The organism is Microcoleus sp. Pol14D4 (genome assembly GCF_036701245.1).
Classification (GTDB): domain Bacteria; phylum Cyanobacteriota; class Cyanobacteriia; order Cyanobacteriales; family Microcoleaceae; genus Microcoleus.
In genome coordinates this window covers 22,239-47,489 of record NZ_JAUBQM010000053.1, presented here as the reverse complement: position 1 = coordinate 47,489, position 25,251 = coordinate 22,239, and the positions used below count along the sequence as shown (strand labels likewise).

Annotated in this window: 23 protein-coding genes, 2 tRNA genes and 1 pseudogene; 12 read left to right on the top strand and 14 right to left on the bottom strand. The window is 46.5% G+C overall.

All coding sequences use genetic code 11. From position 1 onward, the window contains the following. The first annotated feature begins 523 nt into the window (after positions 1 to 523). The 4 genes from QUA33_RS18720 to QUA33_RS18705 all read left to right on the top strand — a co-directional run bounded on the left by QUA33_RS18720 (position 524) and on the right by QUA33_RS18705 (position 3,697). Entirely contained in the window at positions 524 to 1,255 is a 732-nt protein-coding gene (locus QUA33_RS18720; protein WP_333150154.1) for a helix-turn-helix transcriptional regulator, read from the top strand. A 167-nt stretch (positions 1,256 to 1,422) separates the two neighbouring features. Beyond that, the gene (locus QUA33_RS18715; RefSeq protein WP_333150152.1) at positions 1,423 to 2,511 is read left to right on the top strand and encodes a C1 family peptidase; all 1,089 of its coding nucleotides are present in this window, start codon (positions 1,423 to 1,425) and stop codon (positions 2,509 to 2,511) included. Between the two features lie 80 nt (positions 2,512 to 2,591). After that, positions 2,592 to 3,029, top strand: a complete 438-nt coding sequence (locus QUA33_RS18710) for a hypothetical protein (RefSeq protein ID WP_333066353.1) — start codon at positions 2,592 to 2,594, stop codon at positions 3,027 to 3,029. Positions 3,030 to 3,370: 341 nt separating this feature from the next. Next, positions 3,371 to 3,697 carry a protease inhibitor I42 family protein gene (locus QUA33_RS18705; RefSeq protein ID WP_333150150.1) on the top strand — a complete coding sequence of 109 codons (327 nt, stop codon included), beginning with the start codon at positions 3,371 to 3,373 and terminating at the stop codon, positions 3,695 to 3,697. 124 nt (positions 3,698 to 3,821) lie between these two features. Here QUA33_RS18705 and QUA33_RS18700 read toward each other — a convergent pair. After that, positions 3,822 to 3,991, bottom strand: a pseudogene (locus QUA33_RS18700) (DNA/RNA nuclease SfsA); the annotation flags it as partial. Positions 3,992 to 4,604: 613 nt separating this feature from the next. Between QUA33_RS18700 and QUA33_RS18695 the strand changes: the two are divergent. From QUA33_RS18695 to QUA33_RS18680, 4 genes are all read left to right on the top strand, one after another. Next, entirely contained in the window at positions 4,605 to 5,528 is a 924-nt protein-coding gene (locus QUA33_RS18695) for a hypothetical protein (RefSeq protein WP_333150148.1), read from the top strand. Positions 5,529 to 5,678: 150 nt separating this feature from the next. Beyond that, complete coding sequence (locus QUA33_RS18690; RefSeq protein WP_333150146.1) at positions 5,679 to 6,143, top strand: hypothetical protein; 465 nt, start codon at positions 5,679 to 5,681, stop codon at positions 6,141 to 6,143. A gap of 185 nt (positions 6,144 to 6,328) precedes the next feature. Beyond that, a complete protein-coding gene (locus QUA33_RS18685) occupies positions 6,329 to 7,606 on the top strand; it encodes a S8 family serine peptidase (RefSeq protein WP_333150144.1) in 1,278 nt (425 codons plus the stop codon). Between the two features lie 99 nt (positions 7,607 to 7,705). Further along, complete coding sequence (locus tag QUA33_RS18680) at positions 7,706 to 7,933, top strand: hypothetical protein (RefSeq protein WP_333150142.1); 228 nt, start codon at positions 7,706 to 7,708, stop codon at positions 7,931 to 7,933. 1 nt (position 7,934) lies between these two features. On the opposite strand, the gene sfsA is transcribed toward QUA33_RS18680, so the two are convergent. Next, positions 7,935 to 8,672, bottom strand: a complete 738-nt coding sequence (sfsA, locus tag QUA33_RS18675; protein ID WP_333150140.1) for a DNA/RNA nuclease SfsA — start codon at positions 8,670 to 8,672, stop codon at positions 7,935 to 7,937. A gap of 389 nt (positions 8,673 to 9,061) precedes the next feature. On the opposite strand from sfsA, the gene murJ reads away from it, so the two are divergent. Continuing rightward, positions 9,062 to 10,675 (top strand): murein biosynthesis integral membrane protein MurJ, encoded by a 1,614-nt coding sequence (gene murJ / locus QUA33_RS18670; RefSeq protein WP_333150138.1) that lies wholly within the window; start codon positions 9,062 to 9,064, stop codon positions 10,673 to 10,675. A 74-nt stretch (positions 10,676 to 10,749) separates the two neighbouring features. Here the strand turns inward: murJ and QUA33_RS18665 are convergent, their stop codons facing one another. The 3 genes from QUA33_RS18665 to moaC form a co-directional block, all read right to left on the bottom strand. After that, entirely contained in the window at positions 10,750 to 11,052 is a 303-nt protein-coding gene (locus QUA33_RS18665) for a DUF3181 family protein (RefSeq protein WP_333037589.1), read from the bottom strand. A gap of 64 nt (positions 11,053 to 11,116) precedes the next feature. Then, positions 11,117 to 11,374, bottom strand: a complete 258-nt coding sequence (locus QUA33_RS18660) for a 2TM domain-containing protein (RefSeq protein ID WP_006633890.1) — start codon at positions 11,372 to 11,374, stop codon at positions 11,117 to 11,119. A gap of 88 nt (positions 11,375 to 11,462) precedes the next feature. After that, complete coding sequence (gene moaC / locus QUA33_RS18655; protein WP_333150136.1) at positions 11,463 to 11,984, bottom strand: cyclic pyranopterin monophosphate synthase MoaC; 522 nt, start codon at positions 11,982 to 11,984, stop codon at positions 11,463 to 11,465. 78 nt (positions 11,985 to 12,062) lie between these two features. Between moaC and QUA33_RS18650 the strand changes: the two genes are divergently transcribed. Further along, positions 12,063 to 12,136: transfer RNA gene (locus tag QUA33_RS18650), tRNA-Arg, on the top strand. A gap of 223 nt (positions 12,137 to 12,359) precedes the next feature. Here the strand turns inward: QUA33_RS18650 and QUA33_RS18645 are convergent. From QUA33_RS18645 to QUA33_RS18635, 3 genes are all read right to left on the bottom strand, one after another. Then, positions 12,360 to 13,604 (bottom strand): MFS transporter, encoded by a 1,245-nt coding sequence (locus QUA33_RS18645; RefSeq protein WP_333150134.1) that lies wholly within the window; start codon positions 13,602 to 13,604, stop codon positions 12,360 to 12,362. 133 nt (positions 13,605 to 13,737) lie between these two features. Then, complete coding sequence (locus QUA33_RS18640; protein ID WP_333097351.1) at positions 13,738 to 14,925, bottom strand: glycosyltransferase family 4 protein; 1,188 nt, start codon at positions 14,923 to 14,925, stop codon at positions 13,738 to 13,740. A 250-nt stretch (positions 14,926 to 15,175) separates the two neighbouring features. Continuing rightward, positions 15,176 to 16,900: a DUF2079 domain-containing protein gene (locus tag QUA33_RS18635; RefSeq protein WP_333097350.1), complete on the bottom strand. Its 1,725-nt coding sequence runs from the start codon at positions 16,898 to 16,900 to the stop codon at positions 15,176 to 15,178. A 53-nt stretch (positions 16,901 to 16,953) separates the two neighbouring features. On the opposite strand from QUA33_RS18635, the gene QUA33_RS18630 reads away from it, so the two are divergent. Continuing rightward, on the top strand, positions 16,954 to 18,192 hold the full coding sequence (locus tag QUA33_RS18630) for a histidine kinase (RefSeq protein WP_333150131.1): 1,239 nt from the start codon (positions 16,954 to 16,956) through the stop codon (positions 18,190 to 18,192). Positions 18,193 to 18,246: 54 nt separating this feature from the next. Here the strand turns inward: QUA33_RS18630 and mutT are convergent, their stop codons facing one another. The 6 genes from mutT to ald all read right to left on the bottom strand — a co-directional run bounded on the left by mutT (position 18,247) and on the right by ald (position 23,225). Continuing rightward, positions 18,247 to 18,651, bottom strand: a complete 405-nt coding sequence (mutT, locus tag QUA33_RS18625) for an 8-oxo-dGTP diphosphatase MutT (protein ID WP_333150129.1) — start codon at positions 18,649 to 18,651, stop codon at positions 18,247 to 18,249. 226 nt (positions 18,652 to 18,877) lie between these two features. After that, positions 18,878 to 19,219, bottom strand: coding sequence for a DUF760 domain-containing protein (locus tag QUA33_RS18620; RefSeq protein ID WP_172187001.1), 342 nt, complete (start codon positions 19,217 to 19,219; stop codon positions 18,878 to 18,880). A gap of 220 nt (positions 19,220 to 19,439) precedes the next feature. Further along, the gene (locus QUA33_RS18615) at positions 19,440 to 20,399 is read right to left on the bottom strand and encodes an RNA polymerase sigma factor, RpoD/SigA family (RefSeq protein ID WP_190661889.1); all 960 of its coding nucleotides are present in this window, start codon (positions 20,397 to 20,399) and stop codon (positions 19,440 to 19,442) included. Between the two features lie 542 nt (positions 20,400 to 20,941). Then, positions 20,942 to 21,718: an RNA methyltransferase gene (locus QUA33_RS18610; RefSeq protein WP_333077675.1), complete on the bottom strand. Its 777-nt coding sequence runs from the start codon at positions 21,716 to 21,718 to the stop codon at positions 20,942 to 20,944. A 73-nt stretch (positions 21,719 to 21,791) separates the two neighbouring features. Then, positions 21,792 to 21,873: transfer RNA gene (locus tag QUA33_RS18605), tRNA-Leu, on the bottom strand. A 263-nt stretch (positions 21,874 to 22,136) separates the two neighbouring features. Then, positions 22,137 to 23,225: an alanine dehydrogenase gene (ald, locus tag QUA33_RS18600; RefSeq protein WP_333150127.1), complete on the bottom strand. Its 1,089-nt coding sequence runs from the start codon at positions 23,223 to 23,225 to the stop codon at positions 22,137 to 22,139. Between the two features lie 302 nt (positions 23,226 to 23,527). Here ald and QUA33_RS18595 point away from each other — a divergent pair, with 302 nt between their 5' ends. After that, positions 23,528 to 25,066 carry a DEAD/DEAH box helicase family protein gene (locus QUA33_RS18595; RefSeq protein WP_333150125.1) on the top strand — a complete coding sequence of 513 codons (1,539 nt, stop codon included), beginning with the start codon at positions 23,528 to 23,530 and terminating at the stop codon, positions 25,064 to 25,066. The last annotated feature ends 185 nt before the right edge of the window (positions 25,067 to 25,251 follow it).

Below are 25,251 nucleotides of genomic sequence, written 5' to 3'. Positions count from 1 at the left end.
CGATCGTGTGTTCTCTGTTTGACCCTCATGAATGAGTGTCAGTAACATCATACCTCATCTTTGTGAGAAAGGCTATACAGCCGACATTATTTCTCGACAGGAAACCGTACTTACATTTATTCTCAGAAAAGCCAGGATGCTCGCCGATGTTTGACGAACTTTACATCACCCATTAGTATATTTGATTATCTAATTCGCCGCGACGTTCTTATGGCAAGTTATTTATGGATTGACACTTTTTTTTGAGTTATTTTTTTATCTTTACAATAAAACATACAGACATTAACACACAAAATAAAATTATGCAAGTCACTCGATTATGTGACTTGTAACTAATAGCTAGTGACTGTTATTAGTTAGTAATTACTTAAGAAAAGCAACTTAAATCAGGGACTCTCAAAAAATCTCAGAGTGCATTTCTACAGTTGTAGACCTCAACAACAGTGAAATGAGCGAGATACCCGTACCGCAAGGGTATCTACTTTCGCCATGTTCACCGTATATGCCAATGGAGATATTTCCCATGAATTCACAGAAACACAGGCGTCAGCGCGCAGTTATTTTGACATCTCAAGATTTTGATCGACTCCAAGCACCAAAAGCTGAGGCCGAAAGTTACGAAATTTTCTACCAAGATTGTATTATCAAAGTCGAGAGCGATCGGACAGACAAGCAGCCAGATAATTTCATTAAGGGATTAGTCAAGCAAATTTTGGATCGCGTAGGGGCGATAGTTGTGGAGATTGCAGGCGAAGTGCAATTCATGACTCAACGGGCAGAAGAACTTTTAAGCCAGTATTTTTTACACCACATTCCCTACTCATTGCCAGAATCCTTACAACATTGGTTCCAGGAGCAGATTGCGCGAATCGCATTCAACCACAATGTTCCCTCTCGCTGTTTGCCCTTGCACATTCAACAAGCAGGAAAACAGTTGATCGTCCGACTGATTCCCGATCCCATCAAAGAGCAATATGTCTTGCTGTTGGAGGAAGAAGAACTGCAATCTTTCTCTATTTCTGCTCTGGAATTGCTAGGACTCACCAAACGCGAGGCGGAGGTTTTATTCTGGATTGCCAAAGATAAAAGTAATGCAGGAATAGCTAAAGCGATCGGTTGCAGTGAAGGAACAGTGCGAAAACATCTGGAACATCTTTACGGGAAACTAAGCGTACAAACCCGGACGGCTGCTGTGATGGTTGCTCTGGAAAAGTTGGGGTTATTCAAAGCAGAATTTGTTGCAATATCTTCATAATTCTATACGCGGATCGTCGTATTGTTCCCCAAGTTTATTTGGAAGACTATTGGATCAAACGCTGTTATCCAGCGTTCGATCGCAGCTCAAAAAAAGAGCAAAAAATACGCAAACTCACGAGCGATTTTAGTTTGAGTCAAACCTACTTTATGTTTTAAGGAGATGACATGGATTCCATTAAATTGCAAGCAGCAATCGAGCTAGCCGGTGCCTCCTGGCAAGCTGGCGAAACGAGCATGACTCAGCTTTCAGATGCCGAAAAGCAACTGCGGCTCGGTTATACGCCTGGGCCTAACGAACCGTCCTTTGAAGAACAAGAGCAAATCGCCAAGATCAATCAGGAAGTCTTTAAGTCGGCACAGATTAAAGGCGAGACAGCAGGCTATCCCGCCAGCTTCGATATGCGGACAGGTGGATTTGTGACAGCAGTCAAAGATCAAGGTTCTTGCGGTTCTTGTGTTGCGTTTGGCACTGTGGCAACGATCGAAACCACCATTCGCCGCATTCGCAACAATCCGGCGCTGGCGATCGATTTATCCGAAGCTCACTTGTTCTACTGCTATGCCCGCGCCCTAGGACGTAACTGCGGGAACGGTTGGTGGGTGCCACCCTCAATGGATTCAGCGAAAACAGGACTCGCCATCGAAGCTTCTTACCCTTACACCGCAGCCGATCAAAATTGCAGCAACCTCGCAAGTAACTGGCAAAGTAGCGCCGTTAAAATTAGCGGGTGGCATGAGATTAAATCGATCGCAGATATGAAGGAATGGCTTTCCACTCGCGGCGCGTTGGTAGCTTGCTTCACTGTCTACACAGATTTCTTCGCTTACAAAAGCGGCATTTATCGCCAGGTTAGCGGCAAGGTTGAGGGTGGTCACTGTGTCTCGATCGTGGGTTACAACGACACCGAAGGCTATTGGATTGCCAAAAATAGCTGGGGACAGAACTTTGGTGAGAATGGCTTTTTCCGCATCGCTTACGGGCAGTGCGGGATTGACTCCAGTATGTTCGCGGTGGATGGCATTGTTGAAACCGGCTGGTTGTCAAATGTGAAAATTCTCGGACTCTGGACAAATAATGCCGATCGCAATGCTTATGTCTATGTCAGCGAAGGCATCGGCTGGAGAAAACTCTCTGATGCTAGCGATGAAACAAACATCGATATGTTGATTCAGCTTGCTGCGTCTAAAGCGGCCGATCGTCCAGTCAGCCTCTATCAAGAAAACGGGATCATCAAAGAAATTTACGCCTGGTAAAAAACAGCGGACTTGAGACGATCGTCCAAAATCCCAAGTCCAACAATTAACGATACGCTTCTAGAGATTAAGGAACGACCATGACTTATTCCAGCAATCCAGCCGGTTCACCTGATGAAGTTTGTCTGCCTTGTCAGGCGATCGCACAACCCTTCAACCCCAATACTAAGGAGATAAAAATGGAAGCCTACCCCACCCAAGAACCTCCCGTTCAAGCTGCGAAGCAAACCGCAAGTCAAGAAGAGCGTCCCACCTTCGATCCCCCCGCTCAAAATGCTGTTAGTCAAGGCAACACAGCTTGGCAAACTGATAAAAAGGTACTGGGACTGTGGACAAACAGCTCAACTCGTAACGCTTATATGTATGTGGATCAGATTGGTTGGCGGAAATTTGCCGATAATTCTGACTCTGCGATCGTTGCCTTCAACGTCATCGCAGCCCATGCTAAAGTGTTAGCTAAACCCGTCCAATACTATGAAGAAGCCGACAACAAAGTATCCACCCTTTACGTTTGGTAAAGCTTGATTGTCGCCGACTCTCCAAGTTTATGTCACCCTGCACTCAAAGATTTTGCATCGAGTCTGTTGGCGGTTGATGGTTCAACTTTAAGCTTTACCATCCAACCGTCAACCGCCCACCAGCAAATTGCGATTCTAGCGCGACTAAACTTGGCGATGGCTGTTTCTTTTGTACATAAATTATGTTTTTATACCTAATCATTTCGACCTATTTAGTATCTTTTACTCCCCTTTTCCCTAACCTTGCTTCACGGACTCGCACAACATTTCCTCCACTGCCGACCGCACACCTGAAACAGCAATATATACAGCCACCTTCATCACCTTTTACCTCACAATCTATGTCTGAATTAACTTTATCTCAAGCCGATAGTGGCACAGTTTTAAACCTCAAGCGCGGACAGACGCTCACACTTCGTTTAGACGAAAATTCAACAACAGGCTACCGCTGGTCTCTGTCCGCCTTAGATACAGAAGTTTTACAATTAAAAAGTGACGACATGAATCTGGGTAGTAATCTTGGGATGGGTGGTGGCGGGCAGCGCGTGTTCACCTTTCAAGCAAACAATCCCGGTCGAGTAAAATTACAACTAAAAAACTTGCGTGAGTGGGTTGGTGAGGAATCAACCATTGAGGAATTTCAAGTCACTGTTCAAGTCTCCGAATAGCAACACTTCTGACAGTTTCATGGCTTACGCATCTGGGGCTAAGCCGCAGCTAGTTGGGGGGTGAGTAGCATTTAGTCGGCTTGACCCGTTTGACTGAGTTTGCCCCCATGAAGCGCACCAAATCTCAAATATCCAGTTTTGCTAACCCCAAATAGCGAATGCCTTTTGGCGTCACATCAAAGCGACAGGGCAAAATCTCTACACCTTCACCGATCGCCTGTCTGAACAATTCTCCGTAAAGGCGATCGGCACTATCCCCGGAGCAAAATCAGTACAATCTCCGCGATTAATAAAATCTTGTACCGCTTGATGAGAATTCCGGGTAAAAGAGGAGGATATTTGTAAATTAAGTCAGTGAGGGAGCATTGCTAAATAGACATAATTTTTGTAGGGCGGGTTCACAAACAATACCTGCAAATAATTGACAATATAAAAAAACCGCTCCCACCCAACCGTAAATCACTTCTCGATCAAAATTTAGGGGTTTGAAACCAGCTTTCATGGTGGATTTTTTTTAGGGTGGGGTGTAAACAGCCCTCCTAAAAACTTCACTATCAACTGTAAATTTGTAACTTTTTATCTAATAAAAAAACTAATTTTGCTTCGCGAACATATCAAGCATATTTACAGAAAACTAAGCCTACAAAGTCGGACGAATGCTGTGATGATTGCTCGGTAAAAGTTGGAATTATTCAAAGCAGAATTGGTTGCAATATCTTCATAATCCTATACGCGGATCGTCGTATTGCTCTCCAAGTTTGTTTTGAGGAGTATTAGATCAAAAGCTGTTATGCAGTTTTGAAACTCAGCTTACATAACACTCACGACCAAGGTTGTCTTCTCTAGCTATTAAACAACTTTAAGGTAGAGTTTGTTTGCTGAAAACTACTCAAAAAAGAGGTTAAGTATGTTACGGATTACTGCCGATATATTTTCCGGAAGACCCGCTCCAGAGTGGATTATTACAGACGAGGAAGAAGCTCGAACTACGCTCAAAGAGATTGCTAAAAATCGTAGCATGGTAGCCGAAGCAGCTTCTGCTGATGCTGGATTAGGGTTTCGCGGTTTCACCATTGAACCCCTCTCTGACGAGCTTGCCCAAGACTTTGAACTACCCGCTAGTATGTATATGGCTGCGGGTGCGAGTGCCGCTAGCGATAAAGCAAACGAGATTGCTGAGCGTTTGATCGGCTTAATGAGCAGTGCAGAATCACGTCCAGAAGCATCGGCTTTCGGAGAAGAACTACCTTTAGATGAAATGTTGCAGAATTTTCTGCGACAACAACTGGAAACCAGCAGCAGACTTTCAGTATCTGATGTTGAAGACTTACCAAACATGGCGGTAGACACCTCAAGTGAAGTGGCTGCTACCTGCTTTTATGATACTTCGCCCTATAACCCCGGCTTCTGGAACAACAACCCCGTAATCCGGCAGAACAACAACTGCTATAACTATGCGAGCAATAAGCGCACAGATACTTTTGCCCAACCAGGAAAAGGATGCGGACATCAGTACACTGCAATTAATTGCGTGGAAGTTACCAAAGCTTCTCTGTGCGATGGATTGCACAAACGCTACGATTGTTTCCCCGCCTCACAAGCCCCTCGCTATTTAGTAGCACTGGTTATTGCCCCTGGTCCGGGCTTTGTTGATTTCCACTGGTATCGCAAAATGCGAGAAGGATTTTGGGGTCACAAACCGGGTTCGACAGCGGCTCGGAATACAGATAACAGCGGCGTAGTCATCACTAACCCAGCTACCTGTAACCGTGGGCCTTACACCATATTTTGTGGCTACTTTTACACTTGTAAGAGCCAAAAGATTAAATAGAATCTATAGCAATCCTTGCAGGAGTGATAAATTTTTTACCCCACCCCAACCCTCCCTTTACCAAGAGGAGGGAGTAAGAAATTTACAAATGATTTAGGATTGCTATATAGCACTGCGGAATGTGGGTTCCCCACACTGGAGAAGAAGACCATGCAACGGGCTTATTCATTCACAACATATCTAGAAAGGATAATTGGCTTGGGTTTTTTAATGTTTTTGGTGACTTTGCTTGGATGTTCGGTCACAGCTTTAGGAGACAAAAAGATGCAAGTAGAAGTGGATATGTTTAGTGGCAGGCCAAACCCACATTGGGAATTGACAGTGCAAGAATCTCAGCAGTTTACACAACGGCTTCAATCATTGTCTACACATCAAGGAGAAGGAGCTGTTAATGAAGGATTGGGGTATCGTGGTTTGATTGTCCGAGAAAGTGGTGAAGAGGTAGAGGGCGATCGGGAAATTGTGATTTCTAATGGATTGATCGTGGCTAGAGGCAATGGTAAATCCCAACAATTTACCGATAAAAACCGTACTTTAGAAAAATGGCTAATCCAGACAGGAGAAGGACGGTTAGATGACGAACTTTACCATCAAATTAGCAAATTAGCCGAGTAAACAGCACAGGACTTACGCACAAAGTGTATCTGTAGGGCGCAGCACACCGCACCTTACCCCACAAATAATGTAAAAATTGCTCTTTTGCGTAAGTCCTAAATAAGTCGAGTCAGCATCAAAAAAAGTAGAGATTCATGTCAGAAAAACTGTCATGGATTTCTAATAACACTCAATAAGAGGTATTTATGTCTGAACAACCTAGTTTTCCCATCCCAGAAACTGCCCAAGCTGATGAAACAACAGGGCGTTACATTATTACTTTCCGCGATGATGCGGTGATAGAAGGGTTAGATCTTCTGAACGACCAAACTGGCATCAGAGGACTGGCAAATGCTGCCGATTTCCCGGACTCTGCTCTAGACTTGAGCCAAATTGAAGCAGCAGGGGGAGCGGTGTTTCCTACTCTCGGCGTGGCCGTCGTCTCGTTAGACGAAGTGGCTTTCAGCAGCATCATGACCTCAGCGGGAGAGGATTCGGCTATTCTGGCGATCGAACCGGAGCGCACTTTCTACGCCATTGGTGATGGGTTGTCGGCAGACTATTTGCGGGGTTATCGCGATGCGGTGAATAACCTGTACGACAAAGCCACTACTACAGAAGCAGCAGAAATCGAGAAACAAGAATGTTTTTCCGATGATAGCGAGTCTACTTGGGGTTTGAAGGCAACGAAGGCGATCGACTCTCTGTTGACTGGTAGTGGAATCAAAGTTGCTGTGCTGGATACGGGGATGGATCTCCAACATCCCGACTTCGCAGGTCGATCGATCGTATCGCAGTCCTTCGTACCAGGGGAGGACGTACAAGATGGCAACCGTCATGGCACGCACTGCATCGGGACAGCCTGCGGGTTCAAGGATCTTAACGGCCGCAGGTACGGGATCGCTTACGAATCGACCATTTATGTCGGTAAAGTGTTGAGTAATGCCGGTAGTGGCGCTAGTGGCTGGATTCTGGCTGGGATGGAATGGGCGATCGCCAATGGGTGTCAAGTGATCTCGATGTCATTAGGAAACACCAATCCAAAGCCCTCTACGGCCTACGAAACTGTCGGTCGTCGGGCACTGCAAAATGGGTGTCTGATCGTGGCGGCCACCGGCAATCACGGACCAACCAAAACCGTTGGACAACCAGCGAATAGTCCCTCGATTATGGCTGTTGCAGCCGTTGATAACTGCGTCCAAGTGCCTGACTTCTCGGCTACCTCTGACCTCATTCAAGGAACTAAAGTCGATATCGCCGCTCCAGGAGTGAAAGTATACTCATCAGTGCCTATGAATAAAGGGCGTTATGCTGCTTACAATGGCACTAGCATGGCTACACCGCACGTGGCTGGGCTCGCGGCCTTGTATGCCGAATCGACTGGTAAACGAGGTGCTGAACTTTGGCAATTGCTGACTGCCTATGCTATGGCGCTACCGTTGCCAAATACTCGTGTTGGAAGCGGTTTAGTACAAGCTCCGTAATGCAGAATACCCAAGTCTCCGCAGCACTTTAAGCCTGCGGGGATCTAACAGAAGACAATTTACAATAGCGCAATGGATGTACTCCAAAGGATGCTAAATATGTCTGACGAACAAGTACAGCGCATCATAGTGGCTGTTGACGACCAAAACATATCGGTAATTCAATCGGTTGTCACTGCCTTAGAATCGGCGGGAATGAAAGTGGATGAGGTGCTGCCTGTGATTGGTATCGTTACTGGAGAAGTTTCTCAGTCGAAGCTAGAAGGAATAAAGAGCGTACCGGGCGTGGCTAGTGTCGAGATCGATCGAGAAATGCAGGCAATTTAAACTAATCATTTAGGGTTAGTAGATCCAGTTTTGCTAACCCCAAATAGCGAATGCCTTTTGGCGTCACGTCAAAGCGACAGGGCAAAATCTCTACACCTTCACCGATCGCCTGTCTGAACAATTCTCCGTAAATGCGATCGGCACTATCCCCCGGAGCAAAATCAGTACAATCCCCGCGATTAATAAAATACAGCATTACAGCCCTCGAACCCTGCCGCACCACTTCTATCAATTCTCTCAAATGTTTCTGTCCCCTCTCTGTCACTGTATCGGGAAATAGAGCCAACTCCTCTTTTACCCAAGTTGTATTTTTCACTTCCAGAAAAATCGGTTTTTCCTCACCAGTTAGCCAAAAATCCACTCTACTTTTTTTATCAGTGCCGTAGACAACCTCCGGTTGAATTAAACTGTAATTGCCCAACTCTGGAAACAATTTCAATTCCAAAGCTAATTTAACTACTCGATTTGGCAGCCCAGTATTAACTCCCACCCAAGTTGGCACAGTGTCGCAAACTTTAATTAATTCCCAAGTATAAGCTAACTTGCGTTTAGGATTGTCGCTGGGAGATACTAGCACTGGATTGCCCGGAATGTAAACACCAGTCATCGGGCCAGTATTCGGACAGTGCGCGGTGATTATTTCTCCCGAATCTAGTTCAATTTCGGCAAAAAATCGCTTGTAACGTTTGATGAGAATTCCGGGTAAAAGAGGAGGATATTGGTAAATTAAGCCAGTCATTCGATTTTAGATTTTAGATTTTAGATTCTCGATTGTATATTTTACCTATAACGGAATACCTGGCTCCGCACTTTTGAAAGAAGTCTGGGAGCTAACACAATCGATCGTAAGTTATGAACTATCTGCTTTTATCAACTCATTTATTTAATCATTTTTAAATGGTAGATTTTAGATTGTAGATTTTAGATTGACGCATCATAGCACGAAACGGCGGTTTGTAGTTAGGACGAATAGTCCCAATCGATTATTGAATTTCCGCAAGTCAGTAATAGCGATAAAATTGGTACAAGCGCAATTCCCCCTAGAAGTTTTATGAGTTCGTGATATGATTCTCCCGGTTCGCGATTAAAATAAGTGAATCCTTTTAGCATTAGCGTTTGTAACCATTTGTGTCCCAATTACAGAAGCCCTCTCGTTCCCTCGCAGGGATTGCCGGCATTGTCGCAGTCGCCACTCTAATTAGCAAAGTCTTTGGATTGGTGCGCCAAATTGCGATCGCCGCAGCCTTTGGAGTCGGTGTCGCCGTCGATGCCTACAACTACGCCTACGTCATCCCTGGTTTCTTATTTATTTTGCTCGGAGGGATTAACGGGCCATTTCACAGCGCCATCGTCAGTGTTTTAGCCCGCCGGGATAAAAAAGAAGCAGCACCCTTAGTCGAGACTATCACCACCTTAGTCGGGGGCTTGTTGCTGTTGGTGACGATCGCTTTAATTATTTTTGCCGATCCGCTAATCGATTTGGTGGCACCGGGATTAAATAGAACAGCAGAAGGTTTACAAATTAAAGCAATTGCCGTCCAGCAATTTCGGATTATGGCGCCGATGGCATTACTTTCAGGCTTAATCGGCATTGGTTTCGGCACTCTCAATGCCGCCGATATGTACTGGCTGCCTTCGATTAGTCCTTTATTTTCCAGCGTTGCACTTGTCGGCGGTTTGGGGATTCTCGCACTGCAAATCGGAGACAAAATTATTCAGCCAGAATCCGCACTAATTGGTGGCTTAGTGTTAGCTTGGGGAACGTTAGCGGGTGCAGTTTTGCAGTGGTTGGTGCAACTGGCGGCGCAGTGGCGCGCAGGCTTGGGAACATTGCGCTTGCGGTTTAATTTTAAACGCCCCGGAGTGCAAGAAGTAATTAAGGTGATGGTTCCTGCTACCTTATCATCAGGAATGCTGCAAATTAATGTTTATACTGACCTATTTTTCGCATCCTACATCCCTCAAGCTGCCTCTGCGATGGGTTACAGTGGCTTGTTAGTTATGACGCCTTTAGGCATTATTTCTAATGTAATTTTAGTGCCATTTCTACCCATATTTTCTCGCCTCACCGATCCGAGAGATTGGCCGGAATTAAAAGATCGAATTCGTCAATCTTTAGTTTTGACCGCCCTTACGATGCTGCCCATGAGCGCTTTAATGGTAACGCTGGCTGGGCCTATCGTCCGCATTGTTTACGAACGCTATGCTTTTGATAGAGAGGCCTCGCTGTTTGTTACGCCGATATTGATGGCTTACAGTATTGGAATGTTTGTGTATTTGGGACGCGACGTTGTGGTACGGGTATTTTACGCTTTGGGAGACGGGGAAACCCCTTTTCGCATCAGTATTATCAATATCTTTTTAAACGCTCTTTTGGATTATTTGTTGGTTGGAGCCTTTGGGGCGCCCGGATTAGTTTTGGCGACGGTGGGAGTGAATCTTCTTTCGATGATTATGCTTTTGTACTTATTAGATAAAAAGCTGGGTGGCCTGCCTTGGGGAGAGTGGAGTTTACCTTTTCTGGGGTTAACTTCTGGGAGTTGTTTAACTGCTTTCGTTAGCTTGGCTACTCTGCAAGCCTGTCAAAGAGTTTTGGGTACTGAAGGTTTGGTCGTTCAATTAGTGCAGTTGAGTGTGGCAAGTTTTGTAGGGTTAGGAGTTTTTGCCCTGTTTGTCAGTCAGATGAAGTTGCCGGAAGTTGATATGTTTGTCGATCGCATTCGGGGGCGTTTTCGCAAATAAAATTTTCGGGGCGGGTTAAAGGCGAAATACTAGACACAACGCCCACAATCTGCGTACAAAACCCGCCCTTTACTTTACATCTTCCGCTGAAATTCCTCAAGCACATCCATCAATTGAACTTGACACTGCATCGGAATTAAATCTGCCAGCGGCACTTCCCGCTTGCCGCCGCCCAACTTGACTGGAATTCCTTGCAAAACTTGTCCAACTTTGTCAGCATCTAAATTGCCATCTTCCAGCATGGAATAAAGTTGTTCGGCAACAACGGTATGCAGGTGAGCATCTCTCAGATACAAATGCCATTTGGCAATGTCAATGTAGACATTTTCGCCGATTTCGGCTGCTAAGGATTCGATCGCCTGTGTAGTATTAGCCATATCAAAAAAGCCGAAAGTTACTTGTTATCAATCAAAAGACTTAACAAATCGCCGCCAACTGCCTTCAGCCAGAATCTTTGGTGAGGGGCGAATAATCGGCGATCGCAAAATGGTAAATCGCGTGGGCCAAAACTACTAGAGCCCATCCACCCGTTACCGAAATTGCCCAAGGCCAATCAGCCTTTTGCAAATTGTGAACAAACCACAAACCTGAATTGGTAGCAGAAAAAAGACCGACGTGGATAGCAAAATTCATCCGGTCATCTAAGCGGCGGTACTCTGGATCATTGCGATCGGGTTTGCGGGGCCAACGAGGAGGCATAGTTTTTCACTTGATATTAGTAGTTCTGTGCCTATTTTAATCTTAAGTGCAGCTTTTTGAATTCTGCATCCCTCTCAAGGCAGGAAACTTATGCCTCTAAATTTTCATAATCTCCTGACTTGCCGCCACTTTTACTCACCAGGCGAATCGATTCAATGGCGATCGACTTTTCCAATCCTTTAGCCATATCGTACAAAGTCAGCGCCGCCACCGAAACCGCCGTCAGCGCCTCCATTTCCACCCCTGTTTCCGCCTTAATTTTCACCGTCGCCCGAATTTGATACCCCGGCAACCCAGCATCCGGCATCACCTGCACCTCCACGCTACTCAGCGGCAGAGGGTGGCACAGAGGAATCAAATGTGCAGTCTGTTTGGCCGCCATAATTCCAGCCAGCCTTGCAGTACCCAACACATCACCTTTCGGCGCATTCCCCGCTTCAATCGCCGCAAACGTCTCCGGCAACATCCGCACCCGACCAGCAGCCACAGCTTGCCGTACAGTCGGCACCTTCGCTGAAACGTCCACCATTTGGGCTTCCCCGCTGTTGTCGAGGTGAGTTAGCTGTGCCACATCGGGCAATTTAGAAAAAGTTTGGGAAAGGTCTTGCATTATTTTGGTAATGGTGTTAATGTTAGATTCTGTGAGAAAAGAACTTAATCAATTTTAGATTAAATCTGAACTCAACAGGGGCTTGTAGCTTAGTTGGATAGAGTGCATGGCTACGAACCATGAGGTCGGGGGTTCGAATCCCTCCAAGCCCACTACTAAAAGTTATGAATTTTGAGTTTTGAGTTTTGAATTAAGAAATTAATTCAATTCACGACTTAAAACTCATAACTTTTTTAATTTTGTGCGTTTACTAGACCTCTTGCAAAAATATCTAGGACGCTGCTCAAACCCCATCCCACAAAAATCATTTTTTCTGGTGGGGTGGGCTTCTAGCCCGCCCCAAAAATTGATTAAAAGGACTTTGGCAATTCAAGTCTACTGATTCAAAGCATAAATATCTTTGCCTCGACCGATCGCAAATTTCATCGAATTAGATAAGCCCTTGCTAGACTGAGTAATAAAAATCAGCAAAGCCAAGCCAGCGAGGCCAGCCGCAAAACCAAACATATTTCTGTAACCAACTTGTTCAGCAACAAAGCCTAAAGTCGGTCCCGCAACCGCAATTCCCAAATCAAATCCGCCAATACAAAGCGAAAACAAGCGGCCCCTTTCATAAGGTTCGCACCTGTCCGACATCAGCGTTACCATCATCGGCAAAACCGTACCACCCGCGCAACCTTCAACCAAAGCTGCTATTAAAAAAGCACTGCTGTTGTTAGCAAAATACAACAATAACATAGATACGGCATAACAGATTAAGCCACCAGAAATAAACAAGCCGCGACCGTATTTGTCCGAAGCCCGTCCCGTGAGCAACCGTATACCAAAACTGGCGATAGCCGCCGTCGAATAAAATAATCCTGGATTCAAATTAGTCTTAGTTTCTTGGATAAACAAAGGCATAAAAGTGCTCAAAGTTCCAAATACTAAACCAACCACCAATAACACTAAAGCCGGAATCCGCACTCTAGGATTCCAGAGCATTTGCCAGTATTTTTGGCTCTTTTTATCCTCAGATAGCGAGTCCGATTTTGTTAAATCTGCAAAATTAGGTTCCGCAACTTTGCAGGTAAAAAATACAGCCATTGCAGCGAAAGCCGCCGACATCGCAAACAAAGGAGTATAACCAACCCAAGCTTGTACAAATCCACCAATAGCAGGCCCAACTGCTAAACCAATAGGATTAACCAAGCTCATGTAACCGATTAATTCGCCCCGCTTTCCTGGCGGCGATAAATCTGTTACCAAAGCGCTGTAAGCTGTAGTAAAAGCGGCGATACTAATGCCGTGAAAAATGCGAATAAGTAACAGTAAGGGGATAGATTGAGCTAACAGGTAGCCAAAAGGGGCGATCGCAGCGACTGTCGCGCCTAGCAGCAAAACTTGTTTTCGCCCCCTGCTGTCGGCTATTTTACCCAACGGTGGCCTCGATAGCAAAAGTCCGATCGCAAATGCACCCATCACAAAGCCAATTTGCTGTTTTGTGCCGCCCACAAATTGAACGTACAGCGGCAAAGTTGGCAGCAGCGAAGCCAAACTTGACCAGAATAGCAGCCCTGCGGTGAATAAAGTCAGCAAGCTGCGTCTGGGTTGGGGATCGATGTCCCTAAAAATATTCAAGATGCTAATTCCCTTTAAATCTTCTGAGTGCGCTCAAGCTGAGGTCGAGTGTATCTATATCATTGTGTTACAATTTCTTAATATTGGCAACAAAAAAACTTGATATTCTACTCACCCTCAACAGCCAGCATTCTTACCAATCAACCTCAGCCCTTTCCTCCACCACCCGTTCATAAACCCACTCGGTTTCTATCGCCAACTTAGGCCAACTAAACCGGCGTTCCAAATCCTGATAAGCATTGTCAACCAACCACTGCGCGTAACCCGGATTTTTCAGCACCTCCAAAATTCCCCAGGCCAAAGAATCCCGATTGTTTGCCTCAGTAACAACGCCCGTTTTAGTGTGCTGCACCACCTCTGGAAGTCCGCCCGCATCCGAAACCACCACAGGCACTCTTGCAGCAAAGCTTTCTAAGGCAACAATCCCAAAAGGTTCGTAAAGACTGGGAAAAACCGCGCAGTCAGCCACCGTCTGAAATTTGTCAAGATGTTCCTCAAACATGAACCCAGTAAAATAACACTTATTCCAAATTCCTAAATGCCAAGCTAAATGTTTGAGATGGTCTGTATTGCCACCACCAACAATTACAATTTTTGCTTTACCCCCCATTTCCCAAATTACTTTAGGTGCCGCCTGCAAAAATACATTAATGCCTTTTTCATAGCTAATTCTTCCTACATAATAGACAATTTTCTCATCATCAGCAGCAAACCTGCGGCGGAAATCCATCGCATCAAATTCGTGCCACCTGGGCTTTTTATCTGGTCTAATTCCGTTGTAAATTACCTCTATTTTGTTCCACGGAGTTGATAGTACCCGTTCGGCTTCCCGACGCATATAATCGCTGCAAACAATTACCCGCCAAGCGTTGTAAGCGAGGTCGTTCTCCTTGGTGTTAATGTAGCGCTGCCCCTCATTGTGGATGCCATTGAAACGCCCGTATTCGGTGGCGTGGATGGTGGCAATTAGCGGTACTTTAAAGGTATGCTTGAGGGCGATCGCCGCATCTCCCACCAACCAATCGTGAGCGTGGATGATATCAAAGGAGCCTTCCTCCAGCATCAGTTTTCCGCCTTGGTGGCCCATGCTTTGGTTGAGATTCGCCACCCAGTGAAAAAAGTCCCTGGCGTGCCCCACCACCACCCGATGCACACGTATTCCTTCCACCACTTCGTACATCGGCGCGTGGCCGAACTCTACTGTAATTAAGTGTATTTCGTGACCCAGCTTTACCAATTCAGGATACAGTTCCGATACGTGGCGGGCGATACCGCCTACGATTCTGGGAGGAAACTCCCATGCCAATACCAAAATTTTCATCTTTCTTCCTCCAAATAATTTATATAACTTAATGTTTAGGATTAACAGATTTATTGTAAAATGATCGGCCTCAAATTTGAGTCGATCGTAAGTTGATGCCCAATGCCTGACTTTTGGCAGCAACAAAGACAGAAAATCATGCCTAAACGTGGTTTTTGCATGAAATTGCTCGATCGCCATTACCTGAAAAAAACAGGTTTCCTCAAGATTTGAGCCACTGAAGGAAGCAATGGCGATCGCGCCTACCCGCTTACCGTTTCTTCAAAATCGGCTCCAATTCGCCGCGAAAACGGGTCCAAGCAGCAGCAGATGCAGAATTAGAAACAGCACCCTGACGCATCAAAATCGCGCCGTCTTCAAAGCCAACAATGCCGTAATCTCCCGATTTGGACATTCGATCGATCGCCGGTACGATCTCCCGCAACTGTCCCCGTTCCCCGCGAAACGCAGCCTGATACTGCTGCAACTGCCAGATATCGGCAATTACATATTGCATCTTCACTGCCTTCCCCGCATCATTGCGGAGTTCAAACATCGGAAACCTGAGAATTTCCCGCCTGCTTGACAAAATCGGCACAATAGTATTCGTCGCTGCCACGCTAGCATCAGCAGGAATTTGAGCCAACAGCGGCCGCACTTGCAAAACGTGCTGCCATTGTCTGACAAGAGGAACCTGCACCCAAGGATCGATCGCATCGGGCAAAATCCAAGAAAAAGTCCGATTTGGGTTAGAAGTGAAGGTAAAAAATAGCGACAAACAGATACAAAACGCCCAAAAGCGGCGAAACTTTGAAGACGAAGGCAGAGGAAATAAAGCAGAAGGAAAACGCAAAAACATTCTTTCCTCTCTCACCATTCTATCTTCTTCCTTTTGACGCTGGGCCCACCACAGAATAGCCCCGTAAAAAAGCCCTGGAACCACAGTCATCGCATAGCGAATATTAATCGCCAGCACCGACTCTCCTTTCGCTAAAAATAGCTTCAGCAGCGGAAATCCAGCTATCATCCAAGATGCAGGCGCGAAAGCAGGAACCAAAGCTAATGGCAACCACTGGCCAAGCAGGTATCTAATCTTACCAAAAAACGGCGTAAATAACTGAGCCACCAACCGCCAGGGATTGCTCAGCATTCCCCAAATAATTTCTAGAGTAGAAGCTTCATCTCCATCGGCATATTGACCGAAGCGCTCCATCATAAACCGCTGGGATATGTCAGCAGAAAACAAAGGCATAATCAGATTAGTTAGGACGATCATATAACCAAAACTGAGTATGCAGACGGCTAAACCAGTCCGAGGGTAGCGCCGACTCAAAATCAGGTAAACTCCGACGCCAAATAAAACAACTCCCCCATCTTCTCGCACGGCCAAAATTAAAGTTGCCAGAATCCCAAACAAGGGCCACCAGCGCTTCTCCATCGCCAGCAGCAAGCCAAAGACATACAGCGGCATTTGACAAATATCGTGAAAATTGCCCAAAGTCGGGCCGATGACCGCGTTAGCGCAGTAATAGCTCACAACAATTGTCGCCGACAGCCTCGGTTCCAGATAGTGTCTGGCGAGAGCATAGAGCACTCCTCCGGCCGCCGTAATTAAAGTCACCTGCAACACCGTCAAAGTGACGGGCGAGGGAAACAGCGAGTAAATTGGCAGCCACAGCATCAGCGCCGGGGTGAAATGCTGCCCCAACCGGTAGTAAGATACTTCCGGGAGCTGATTTTGGTGAACCACATTAGTGGACAACGCCGAAGAGAGGGAACTCTCAAACAAGTGACCCCGAGTGCCGTTCCAAAAAAGTTGATTGAAAATGCCTTGGTCGTAAGTAGCGTAAAAGCTGTAGTAGCGGTGCAGCGTCAGCAACAGGCACAGCACAAAAAAGGCAGCCGCCACTTGAACCACCACCCGCAGCGACTCATTTTTCTTCCATCTCAAAAATATCATCTGCCCGCCTGTAATGAAATTATCGGACAATAGCATAAATCTAAAGTAAGTATTAAATTAAAGTAGAAGTGAAATAACTCGGCTCGGCAATGCTCAATTATTTTCACCCGATCGAAAAGCTCAACAGCGTCCATCCCACACCCGGCACCAGCGGCACTGACTGTTCTCCCGAACAGCCGGTAAATTCCGCACCGCTTTTACAGCTTTTGCTGTTTGTAGACAAGCGTTCCTCTTCCCGGGAACAGACCAGACACATCCGCAAGTCCCTAAAGGATTTGAAGGCAGAGTGCGACTTTGAGCTTCAAATCATCGACGTAGGAGAACAGCCCGATTTAGCCGAACACTTTAAACTTGTAGCCACCCCCTCGCTGCTAAAAATTCATCCAGATCCGCGACAAACTCTCGCCGGCAGCAATTTAATCGCCCAACTCGAACACTGGTGGCCCCGCTGGAAGCGTTCTGTAGAAGAATACGCAGCTCAGCAGCAGTCAGCCCCAGCACTTGCTGAAAGCCTGACTAACCCAAAACCACTTTATTCCGTTGCTTGCGCCGCCGAACTTGTGCAGCTTTCTGATGAAGTTTTTCGCCTCAAACAGGAAAAAGAACACCTGCAAGAGCAGTTGCAGTTGAAAGACCGGATTATTGCGATGCTAGCTCACGACTTGCGCAATCCCTTGACGGCCGCATCTTTGGCTTTGGAGACTTTGGAGTCTAGTCAGAAGGTGAAACAGGGAGAAAAGTCGCGTTTGACACCGAGTCTGGCGGCTCATTTGATGAAACAAGCCCGCCGCCAAATCCAAATTGTCGATCGTATGATTACAGATATCCTGCAAGCAGCCCGGGGTACAAACGCTCAACTCCACATTGAACCAAAAAGAATCGAACTAGGGGCGATTTGTCAAGATGTAATCTTGCAATTTCAAGACAAATTTCAGGCGAAAAGTCTGAACTTAGAAACAGACATTCCCGCAGATTTGCCTTTGGTTTATGCCGATCCCGATCGCATCAAACAAGTCATGATCAACCTGCTTGACAACGCCAGCAAGTACACCCCAGACCGAGGAACTGTTAATCTTTCAATTCTCCACCGCACCGCTTACAAAGTTCAAGTCAGCATTTGCAACAGCGGCCCGGGAATTCCTGAAGAAGATTGCGCGAGCATTTTTGAAGACAGCTTTCGCTTGCAGCGAGATAAATCAACAGATGGTTACGGCATTGGACTGTCTCTGTGTCAAGGCATCATCCGCGCCCACTACGGTCAAATTTGGGTAGACTCTGTACCCGATAGAGGCAGTTGTTTTCACTTTACTCTGCCCGTCCAAAAATAAAACTTAGCTGTAGATTTTTCACTTGTCAGTAGCAACCGAGTTTGATATTACAGCTCAACTTTTCCGCAGTGCAGCAATAATCTGTGCGTTTGCCTTGGGAAAAGTAAATTGGTCAATTTCGTCGAGTGTCACCCAGCGAATTTCATCGCATTCGATCGTTTGCGGTTCCCCGCTGACGTGGCGGCAGTGGTGCACGTATAGTCTAACTGTAAATTTAATGTAGTCGTGGTCAATTGTAATCAAGCGATCGCCAACTTCTACAACAATCCCCAACTCCTCCATTATTTCCCGTTTTATGCAAGCTTCGATTGTTTCCCCAGGCTCTATTTTTCCGCCCGGAAACTCCCAGAAACCCCCGTGTAGTCCATGTTGTCGGCGCTTGTCAATCAAAATTTGTTGGCGATCGTTCCAGATTGCAGCAACGCCGATAACTTTGTGGGCCAAAGGAGGAAGAGACATATTGATTATGAATGGGGAATGGGGAATGGGGAATGGGGAATGGGGAATTGAAGAATAATATCAATAATTATTCAATTACTATTTAATCAACAATCAACAATCTAAAATCTAAAACCTAAAATCTAAAATCTAAAATCTAAAATCTAAAATCTAAAATCTAAAATATTAAGCCCCCATCTTGCGAGGGGGGGCTTGACACTTGGATCACTTAAATGTTAAGAATCTACTAATCGTCCGAGCCATGTCTCTCACTGGCTTGTATGGACTTTTCAAAAGTCATTCGCTGTTCGGCATTTTTGAGAAAATAACCGCTAATCATAGCTGAGGCGAGCAATCTACCCAAATGTTCGCGACTGGTAGTCACTGTCACCCCGAAGTGTTCCGAAGGCAAATTCCCCAATAGTCCAACAATATTTCGCTCCATTACTTGAAACACTTCGTGAGAAGTCGGCTTAGACAACTGAGAAACTGTGTCGGGAGCCATTGACTGCACGTATTGCCATAATAAGTTGGCATTTTCTCCGTCTTCTTCAAAGAATTCTGGGGATTTATTAGATGAGTTGCTCACGAGTACCTCCGTTTCAGAGACAGCTTGTTATGTTAGACGCGGGCGGTTAAATTAAATAACCTTTATCCGATCGCTGCTGATCTTTATTACTAAGTAATTACTAATGTAGCAGGACAGTCATAGCAACGAAGTGGGCACAACCGAATTAAAAGCGGCGGTTTTTACGATTTTAGATTGGGGATTGCAAGGGGGGAGACCCGATCGCCAATCCCCAATCTAGCTAGCTGGCTAGATAATCGTTGATATCTTGCTTGCGTTTGCGGAGTTTAGTCAAAGCTTCCCGTTCTATTTGCCGCACTCGTTCCCGACTGATGTTGAGACGATCGCCTATTTTTGCCAAAGTTAGGGTTTGCCCGTCTTCTAAACCGAACCGCAAGGCGAGCACTTCTCGCTGTTGCTGAGTCAGTTCCGCCATTAGGTGGTCTAAGTCAGTCCGCAGGGAAGATTGCAGGGCAAAATCTTCTGGCGTAGTACCCGTATCTTCCAACAAATCGCCCAACTCTGTATCTTGATTGTCTCCCACGCGCAAGTCCAGGGAAAGTGGCAGGCGCGCGCGATCGAGATATTCGCGAATCTGTTTGGGAGTCAATTCGAGCTCTGATGCCAATTCAGCAGCCGTGGCCGCGCGACCAAGCTGTTGAGCAAGTTGGCGCTGAGCTTTTTTAATTTTGTTGAGCTTTTCGGTAATGTGGATCGGCAAGCGGATGGTGCGACCTTTTTCAGCGATCGCCCGAGTAATTGCCTGACGAATCCACCAATAAGCATAAGTAGAAAATCTGTAGCCCTTAGTCGGGTCAAATTTTTCTACTCCCCGCTGCATCCCGATCGTGCCTTCCTGAATTAGATCCAGTAAATCTACGTTGCGCTTGATATATTTCTTGGCAACAGACACTACCAGGCGGAGATTCGCTTCCACCATTTGGCGCTTTGCCCTTTCCCCGTGTTCGATCGTCCGCTGCAACTGTGCCTCAGACAGCCCAACTGCCTGTGCCCATTCAGCCGCCGTCGGGTCGCGGCCTAACTCTTCGGCTAAAATATTTTTCTCCTGATGCAGTGCGGTTGAGCGCTGTACCTGTTTCCCGTAGAGTATTTCTTGCTCATGGGTCAACAAGGGAACGCGGCCGATTTCCCGCAAGTAAGCGCGAACAGAATCTGTATCTGAGGACTTAAGAGTTTTCATGAGCTTTTCCCGCTGAGGATCTGTGCCTCTAAAGGTTTGCGGTAGTCGCAAACCCCTAGCTTTAGCTGGGAAGGAAAGCGGGCGGGGACTTGCGCTTTCCTTCCATTTAAAGAGGCTTAATTTTATGGTAGCTAGCTACTACTCCCAGTCAGCACCGTCTCAGGTTAGGTTTTGGTTGGGGCGTGCACAATACTACGTTATGTTAAGAATCTTAACATTTGTGAGAGCACTTGGCTACACTTCTTCATATTTATTTCATGCCAGCCTGGACTGTTGGTACGAGAGTAACCGCTTTCCTGGCTTTACAGTTTGCATCAATATAAACAAAATCCGCCACATCTCAGAGGGGTAGATTGGTATAGGGGGAGATGGGGGGGAATGGGGAGAGGGGGAGAGGATTTGCTCCTTTTGGCACAGTGCAAGTAAAAAATACAAAAAATACAATTTAAATGCCCAACAGCTTTTCAATACCCTGAATATGAAGTTACAGATATTGATGAACCCGCCCCAACAGATAATGACTAATGACTAATGACTAATAACTAATGACTTCTTTGCCGTTGAGCTTCGTACAAGATGAGGGCTGCGGCGATCGACACATTTAAAGATTCTACGCCACGACTTAGGGGAATTTGGATTTGTCGATCGGCCAAACTCCTCAATTCTTCCGACAAACCAGAGCCTTCGTTGCCCAAAACTATCAGAGTCGGCACTCGCAAATCTACTTCCCAATAACTTAAACTGGCCCCGGCGACGGTTGCTAAAATTTGCATTCCTCGATTTTTATACGCGGAGACTTCGGCGGTTAAATCTGGACTGACTGCCATTGGCAGCTTAAACCAAGCTCCTGCGGAGGCGCGCAGCACTTTGGGATGGTCTAAATCGGCGCTGTCTGCGCTCAGCAGCAAACCGTCGGCATTAGCAGCCGCAGCCGTGCGGACGATCGCCCCCAAGTTGCCGGGATCTTGGATTGTTTCTAAGGCTATTCCTAAAGTTGACAATTTTGCCGGTTCTGTTGCAGTGCGGGGTGCGGTGGCGACAATGCCGTCGGGTTGGACTGTAGTGGCGATCGACTCTAACACTTTTGCACTTACTAATTCTGTGCGATCGGCTAAATTACCAACTTGCTCCCAAAGTTCCCCGTGCCGATCCTGCCATTCGGGAGTGCAGCAAACCGTTGCTAGCGGGTATTTGGCAGCACAAGCTTCTTCAAGCAAGTGCGTCCCTTCGAGTAAAAATAATTGTTGTTCCCTGCGTCCCTTCGAGCTGTGCAGCTTGCGGATTTCTTTAACTAGGGGGTTTTGAATACTTGTCAGCATTGTTTAATTCAGCAGAGCGAATGGGGTTATTGCCTGTATCGGGTTAACCCCAAACTTTTTTCTGCCTTGGGAATGCGGAACCCGGGACTTGAACCCGGAAGGCTTGCACCACATGAACCTGAATCATGCGCGTCTACCAATTCCGCCAGTTCCGCATCGGTCACGAATTACTACTCTGCCATACCTCCGCGAATCTGTCAAGTGTTTTGAGGAATTTATTTTTTTTCTGGACTGCGAGTAATATTTGGCACCAATTACAGTTCGGGTTGAGAAATGCTGTAGTTTCGAGGATTTACTGTTAGCCAAACATCGCAAAACGCTGTGTAGTTGAGTAGGGTGCGTCATATCGCGCCCCGTTATTAATAATCCACAAGCTTTGATTTGACGCACCTACCGAATTTGCTGAAAAAATGGGCATCTAATAGGCCAAATCTGCGAAAACCTCGCGCAGGGCCGGATGCACCAATCGCTGATTCTGCACGTTCAATCCCTTCGCCAAACTCGGATTCATTTCCAAAGCTTTAATCCCGTTATTTGCCAACTGCAAAACATAAGGCAAAGTGCTGTTATTCAAAGCTTGAGTCGCAGTCCAAGGTACAGCACCGGGCATATTCGGCACCCCGTAATGTACAACTCCTTCCTCAACATAAGTAGGATTTGTGTGAGAAGTTACCCGCAAAGTTTCCACGCAGCCGCCTTGGTCAACGGCTACGTCAACAATCACAGAACCGGGGTGCATCTTCGCAACAAATTCGCGAGAAACTAGCACCGGAGCTTTTTTCCCCGGAACCAAAACCGCACCGATTAACAAATCAGCATCGGGAACAACTGCTTCAATTTGCAAAGGACTGCTGTAGAGGTATTCTACTCGGGAACCGAACAGAGTTTCTAAATAGGCTAGGCGATCGATATTTACGTCTAAAATCTGCACTCTCGCGCCCATTCCTACGGCAATTCGCGCTGCTTCTGTGCCGACGATGCCGCCGCCCAAAATCACAACTTTACCCGGTCTTACCCCCGGTACACCGCCCAAAAGCACGCCCCTGCCACCTTGCTGTCGTTCCAGAAACCGAGCTCCGAACTGCACGGCCAAACGCCCTGCAATAATGCTCATCGGCGTCAGCAGCGGCAATTTTCTGTCCGGGAGTTCGACTGTTTCATAGGCGATAGCCTGGACTCCGCTGCTGATTAAATGCTCGGTTAATGTGCGATCGGCTGCCAAGTGTAAATATGTAAACAGCAACTGCTCTTTTTGGATCAGCGGATACTCAGCAGGCAGCGGTTCCTTAACTTTAACAATTAGTTCGCGCTTCCAGACATCTGAAGCCTTTAAGACAATCTTAGCCCCTGCTTCAACGTAGTCCTCATCCGCAAAACCGGCCCCAGCACCAGCATTCGTTTCCACGAAAACTGTGTGGCCTTTGTCCGAACAAGCCCGGACACTTGTGGGGCTGAGCCCGACTCGAAACTCCAAATCCTTGATTTCCTTGGGGACGCCTATTTCCATCTATAACCTCTAATCTCAGGCATATGTAGATCGAATCTAACCTAAAAACCATCCCCAGCGGGACAATACCATTGTAGATTTTAGATTTGGCAATCCGGCAATCGGGCTAGGAGAATATTTGTTTAATTTTTATCCAGTGCGATCGCAATTTCCTAAATTTAGACTTGAATTACATAATTTTTTGATTGATAGATCGACCGCAGATGTAGGGCAGATTAACACAGATAATTTCAAGAAGAGTCAATATATTTGATTGATCGCTTATAATTTAACAGGCTTGCAGTCAGCGGGTCTTAAAACAAATGGCACGGATACCTACATTAACATTCGATCGCGGAACTCTATTGCTGCACCCGCCGCCCAAAGGCAGAGACTGGGTGGACTTTGCGACATGGGACGATCGCGTGGAAAAATTCCGCATTCGGGCGATTCACTACCGCCCGCTGGTAGAATCCCTCCAAGCCGAGTGCATTCACTTCACCGACGAAGCTAGGGGATACGAACTACTCGAACTCGTACCCAGCGTGGAAATGCAGCCTTATCCACATCAAGAAGAAGCCCTCCTAGCTTGGCAGGAAGCAGGAAGCCAAGGAGTAGTCGTCCTCCCCACCGCTTCCGGCAAAACTTATCTGGCACAATTAGCCATGCAAGTCACTGGTCGCAGTACATTAATTGTAGTACCAACTCTTGATTTAATGCACCAGTGGTATGCTAATTTAAAAGCAGCTTTTCCCGACATCGAAATCGGATTGTTGGGCGGAGGTTCGCGGGACAAAACGCCAATTTTAGTGGCAACCTACGACAGTGCAAGTATTCATGCAGAAACCTTGGGCAATAAATACGGCTTGCTGGTTTTTGACGAATGCCACCATTTGCCAACGGATTTTTATCGAGTAATTTCCGAATATGCGATCGCGCCTTTTAGACTCGGACTGACAGCCACACCCGATCGCACCGACGGCCGCCACAGCGATTTGCATTTCCTGATCGGCCCGACAGTATTTAGCAAAAGACCCGAAGATTTGGCAGGCGATGCTTTAGCCGACCATAAAATAGTTCAAATCATGGTAAAACTGTCAAAAGAAGAGGGCGATCGCTACGCCGAATTAATCAACATTCGCAACGACTTCTTAAAACAGTCTAACATCAGAATATCCAGCCTCGAAGGTTGGAAACAGTTTATCATGGCAAGCGCGCGATCGCCCTTGGGACGGCGCGCCATGCTAGCCCACCGCCAAGCCAAAGAAATCGCCCTTTGTACCGAAGGAAAACTGCGAATCTTAGCCAACATACTAGCAGAACACTCTCCCCAGCGCACGCTAATTTTCACCGGCGACAACGCCACAGTTTACCGAATTTCCCAAGAATTTCTCATCCCCACAATTACCCATCAAACCCCAGTCAAAGAACGCCACGAAATCCTCGATCGCTTTCGCAGCGGCGAATACAAAACCCTCGTCGCTTCCCACGTCCTCAACGAAGGAGTGGACGTTCCCGACGCCAGAATTGCTATCATATTGTCAGGAACAGGCAGCGAACGCGAATACATTCAGCGATTGGGTCGAGTTCTCCGCAAAAGCAGCGATGTAAATAAGTTAGCAATTCTCTACGAAGTCGTCACCGAAGACACCAGCGAAGAAAGAACTTCTCAGCGCCGCCGGGGAGGAATGCAGCCTCACAAACCGCAAGCAAAAACACCAATTGAACAGCCGCAGCCCGAATATCATAAATTAGAAACTGTCAAACCGACACCCATTTACGGAGTCAACCGAGAGACAACCAAAAAAGCAGCAGAATCACCCGCCAAATGGGGAGAAGACAATGATGAAATTCCCTGGTAGCAAGCCTAAATAAATTAGTTGCGGGATGAGTAGTCTTAGCGAAAAGATGGCTATATAATTAAATCACTCCTAGGTCTATTTAAAAACTACCATCTACAATCGATTTACGGAGTCAACCGAGAGGCGACTAAAAAGCCGCAGAATCACAGCAAAGTGGGTAAAAAATGATGATTTAAAGAAACCTT

What these genes read in the sequence shown, in the direction of transcription:
- QUA33_RS18705 (WP_333150150.1), top strand. Translation starts at nt 3,371, where the DNA reads ATGTCTGAATTAACTTTATCTCAAGCCGATAGTGGCACAGTTTTAAAC.
- QUA33_RS18680 (WP_333150142.1), top strand. Translation starts at nt 7,706, where the DNA reads ATGTCTGACGAACAAGTACAGCGCATCATAGTGGCTGTTGACGACCAA.
- QUA33_RS18690 (WP_333150146.1), top strand. Translation starts at nt 5,679, where the DNA reads ATGCAACGGGCTTATTCATTCACAACATATCTAGAAAGGATAATTGGC.
- moaC (WP_333150136.1), bottom strand. Translation starts at nt 11,984, where the DNA reads ATGCAAGACCTTTCCCAAACTTTTTCTAAATTGCCCGATGTGGCACAG.
- QUA33_RS18685 (WP_333150144.1), top strand. Translation starts at nt 6,329, where the DNA reads ATGTCTGAACAACCTAGTTTTCCCATCCCAGAAACTGCCCAAGCTGAT.
- QUA33_RS18665 (WP_333037589.1), bottom strand. Translation starts at nt 11,052, where the DNA reads ATGGCTAATACTACACAGGCGATCGAATCCTTAGCAGCCGAAATCGGC.
- QUA33_RS18630 (WP_333150131.1), top strand. Translation starts at nt 16,954, where the DNA reads ATGCTCAATTATTTTCACCCGATCGAAAAGCTCAACAGCGTCCATCCC.
- QUA33_RS18720 (WP_333150154.1), top strand. Translation starts at nt 524, where the DNA reads ATGAATTCACAGAAACACAGGCGTCAGCGCGCAGTTATTTTGACATCT.
- QUA33_RS18710 (WP_333066353.1), top strand. Translation starts at nt 2,592, where the DNA reads ATGACTTATTCCAGCAATCCAGCCGGTTCACCTGATGAAGTTTGTCTG.
- QUA33_RS18715 (WP_333150152.1), top strand. Translation starts at nt 1,423, where the DNA reads ATGGATTCCATTAAATTGCAAGCAGCAATCGAGCTAGCCGGTGCCTCC.
- ald (WP_333150127.1), bottom strand. Translation starts at nt 23,225, where the DNA reads ATGGAAATAGGCGTCCCCAAGGAAATCAAGGATTTGGAGTTTCGAGTC.
- QUA33_RS18610 (WP_333077675.1), bottom strand. Translation starts at nt 21,718, where the DNA reads ATGCTGACAAGTATTCAAAACCCCCTAGTTAAAGAAATCCGCAAGCTG.
- QUA33_RS18615 (WP_190661889.1), bottom strand. Translation starts at nt 20,399, where the DNA reads ATGAAAACTCTTAAGTCCTCAGATACAGATTCTGTTCGCGCTTACTTG.
- QUA33_RS18635 (WP_333097350.1), bottom strand. Translation starts at nt 16,900, where the DNA reads ATGCTATTGTCCGATAATTTCATTACAGGCGGGCAGATGATATTTTTG.
- QUA33_RS18595 (WP_333150125.1), top strand. Translation starts at nt 23,528, where the DNA reads ATGGCACGGATACCTACATTAACATTCGATCGCGGAACTCTATTGCTG.
- QUA33_RS18695 (WP_333150148.1), top strand. Translation starts at nt 4,605, where the DNA reads ATGTTACGGATTACTGCCGATATATTTTCCGGAAGACCCGCTCCAGAG.
- sfsA (WP_333150140.1), bottom strand. Translation starts at nt 8,672, where the DNA reads ATGACTGGCTTAATTTACCAATATCCTCCTCTTTTACCCGGAATTCTC.
- QUA33_RS18640 (WP_333097351.1), bottom strand. Translation starts at nt 14,925, where the DNA reads ATGAAAATTTTGGTATTGGCATGGGAGTTTCCTCCCAGAATCGTAGGC.
- QUA33_RS18660 (WP_006633890.1), bottom strand. Translation starts at nt 11,374, where the DNA reads ATGCCTCCTCGTTGGCCCCGCAAACCCGATCGCAATGATCCAGAGTAC.
- mutT (WP_333150129.1), bottom strand. Translation starts at nt 18,651, where the DNA reads ATGTCTCTTCCTCCTTTGGCCCACAAAGTTATCGGCGTTGCTGCAATC.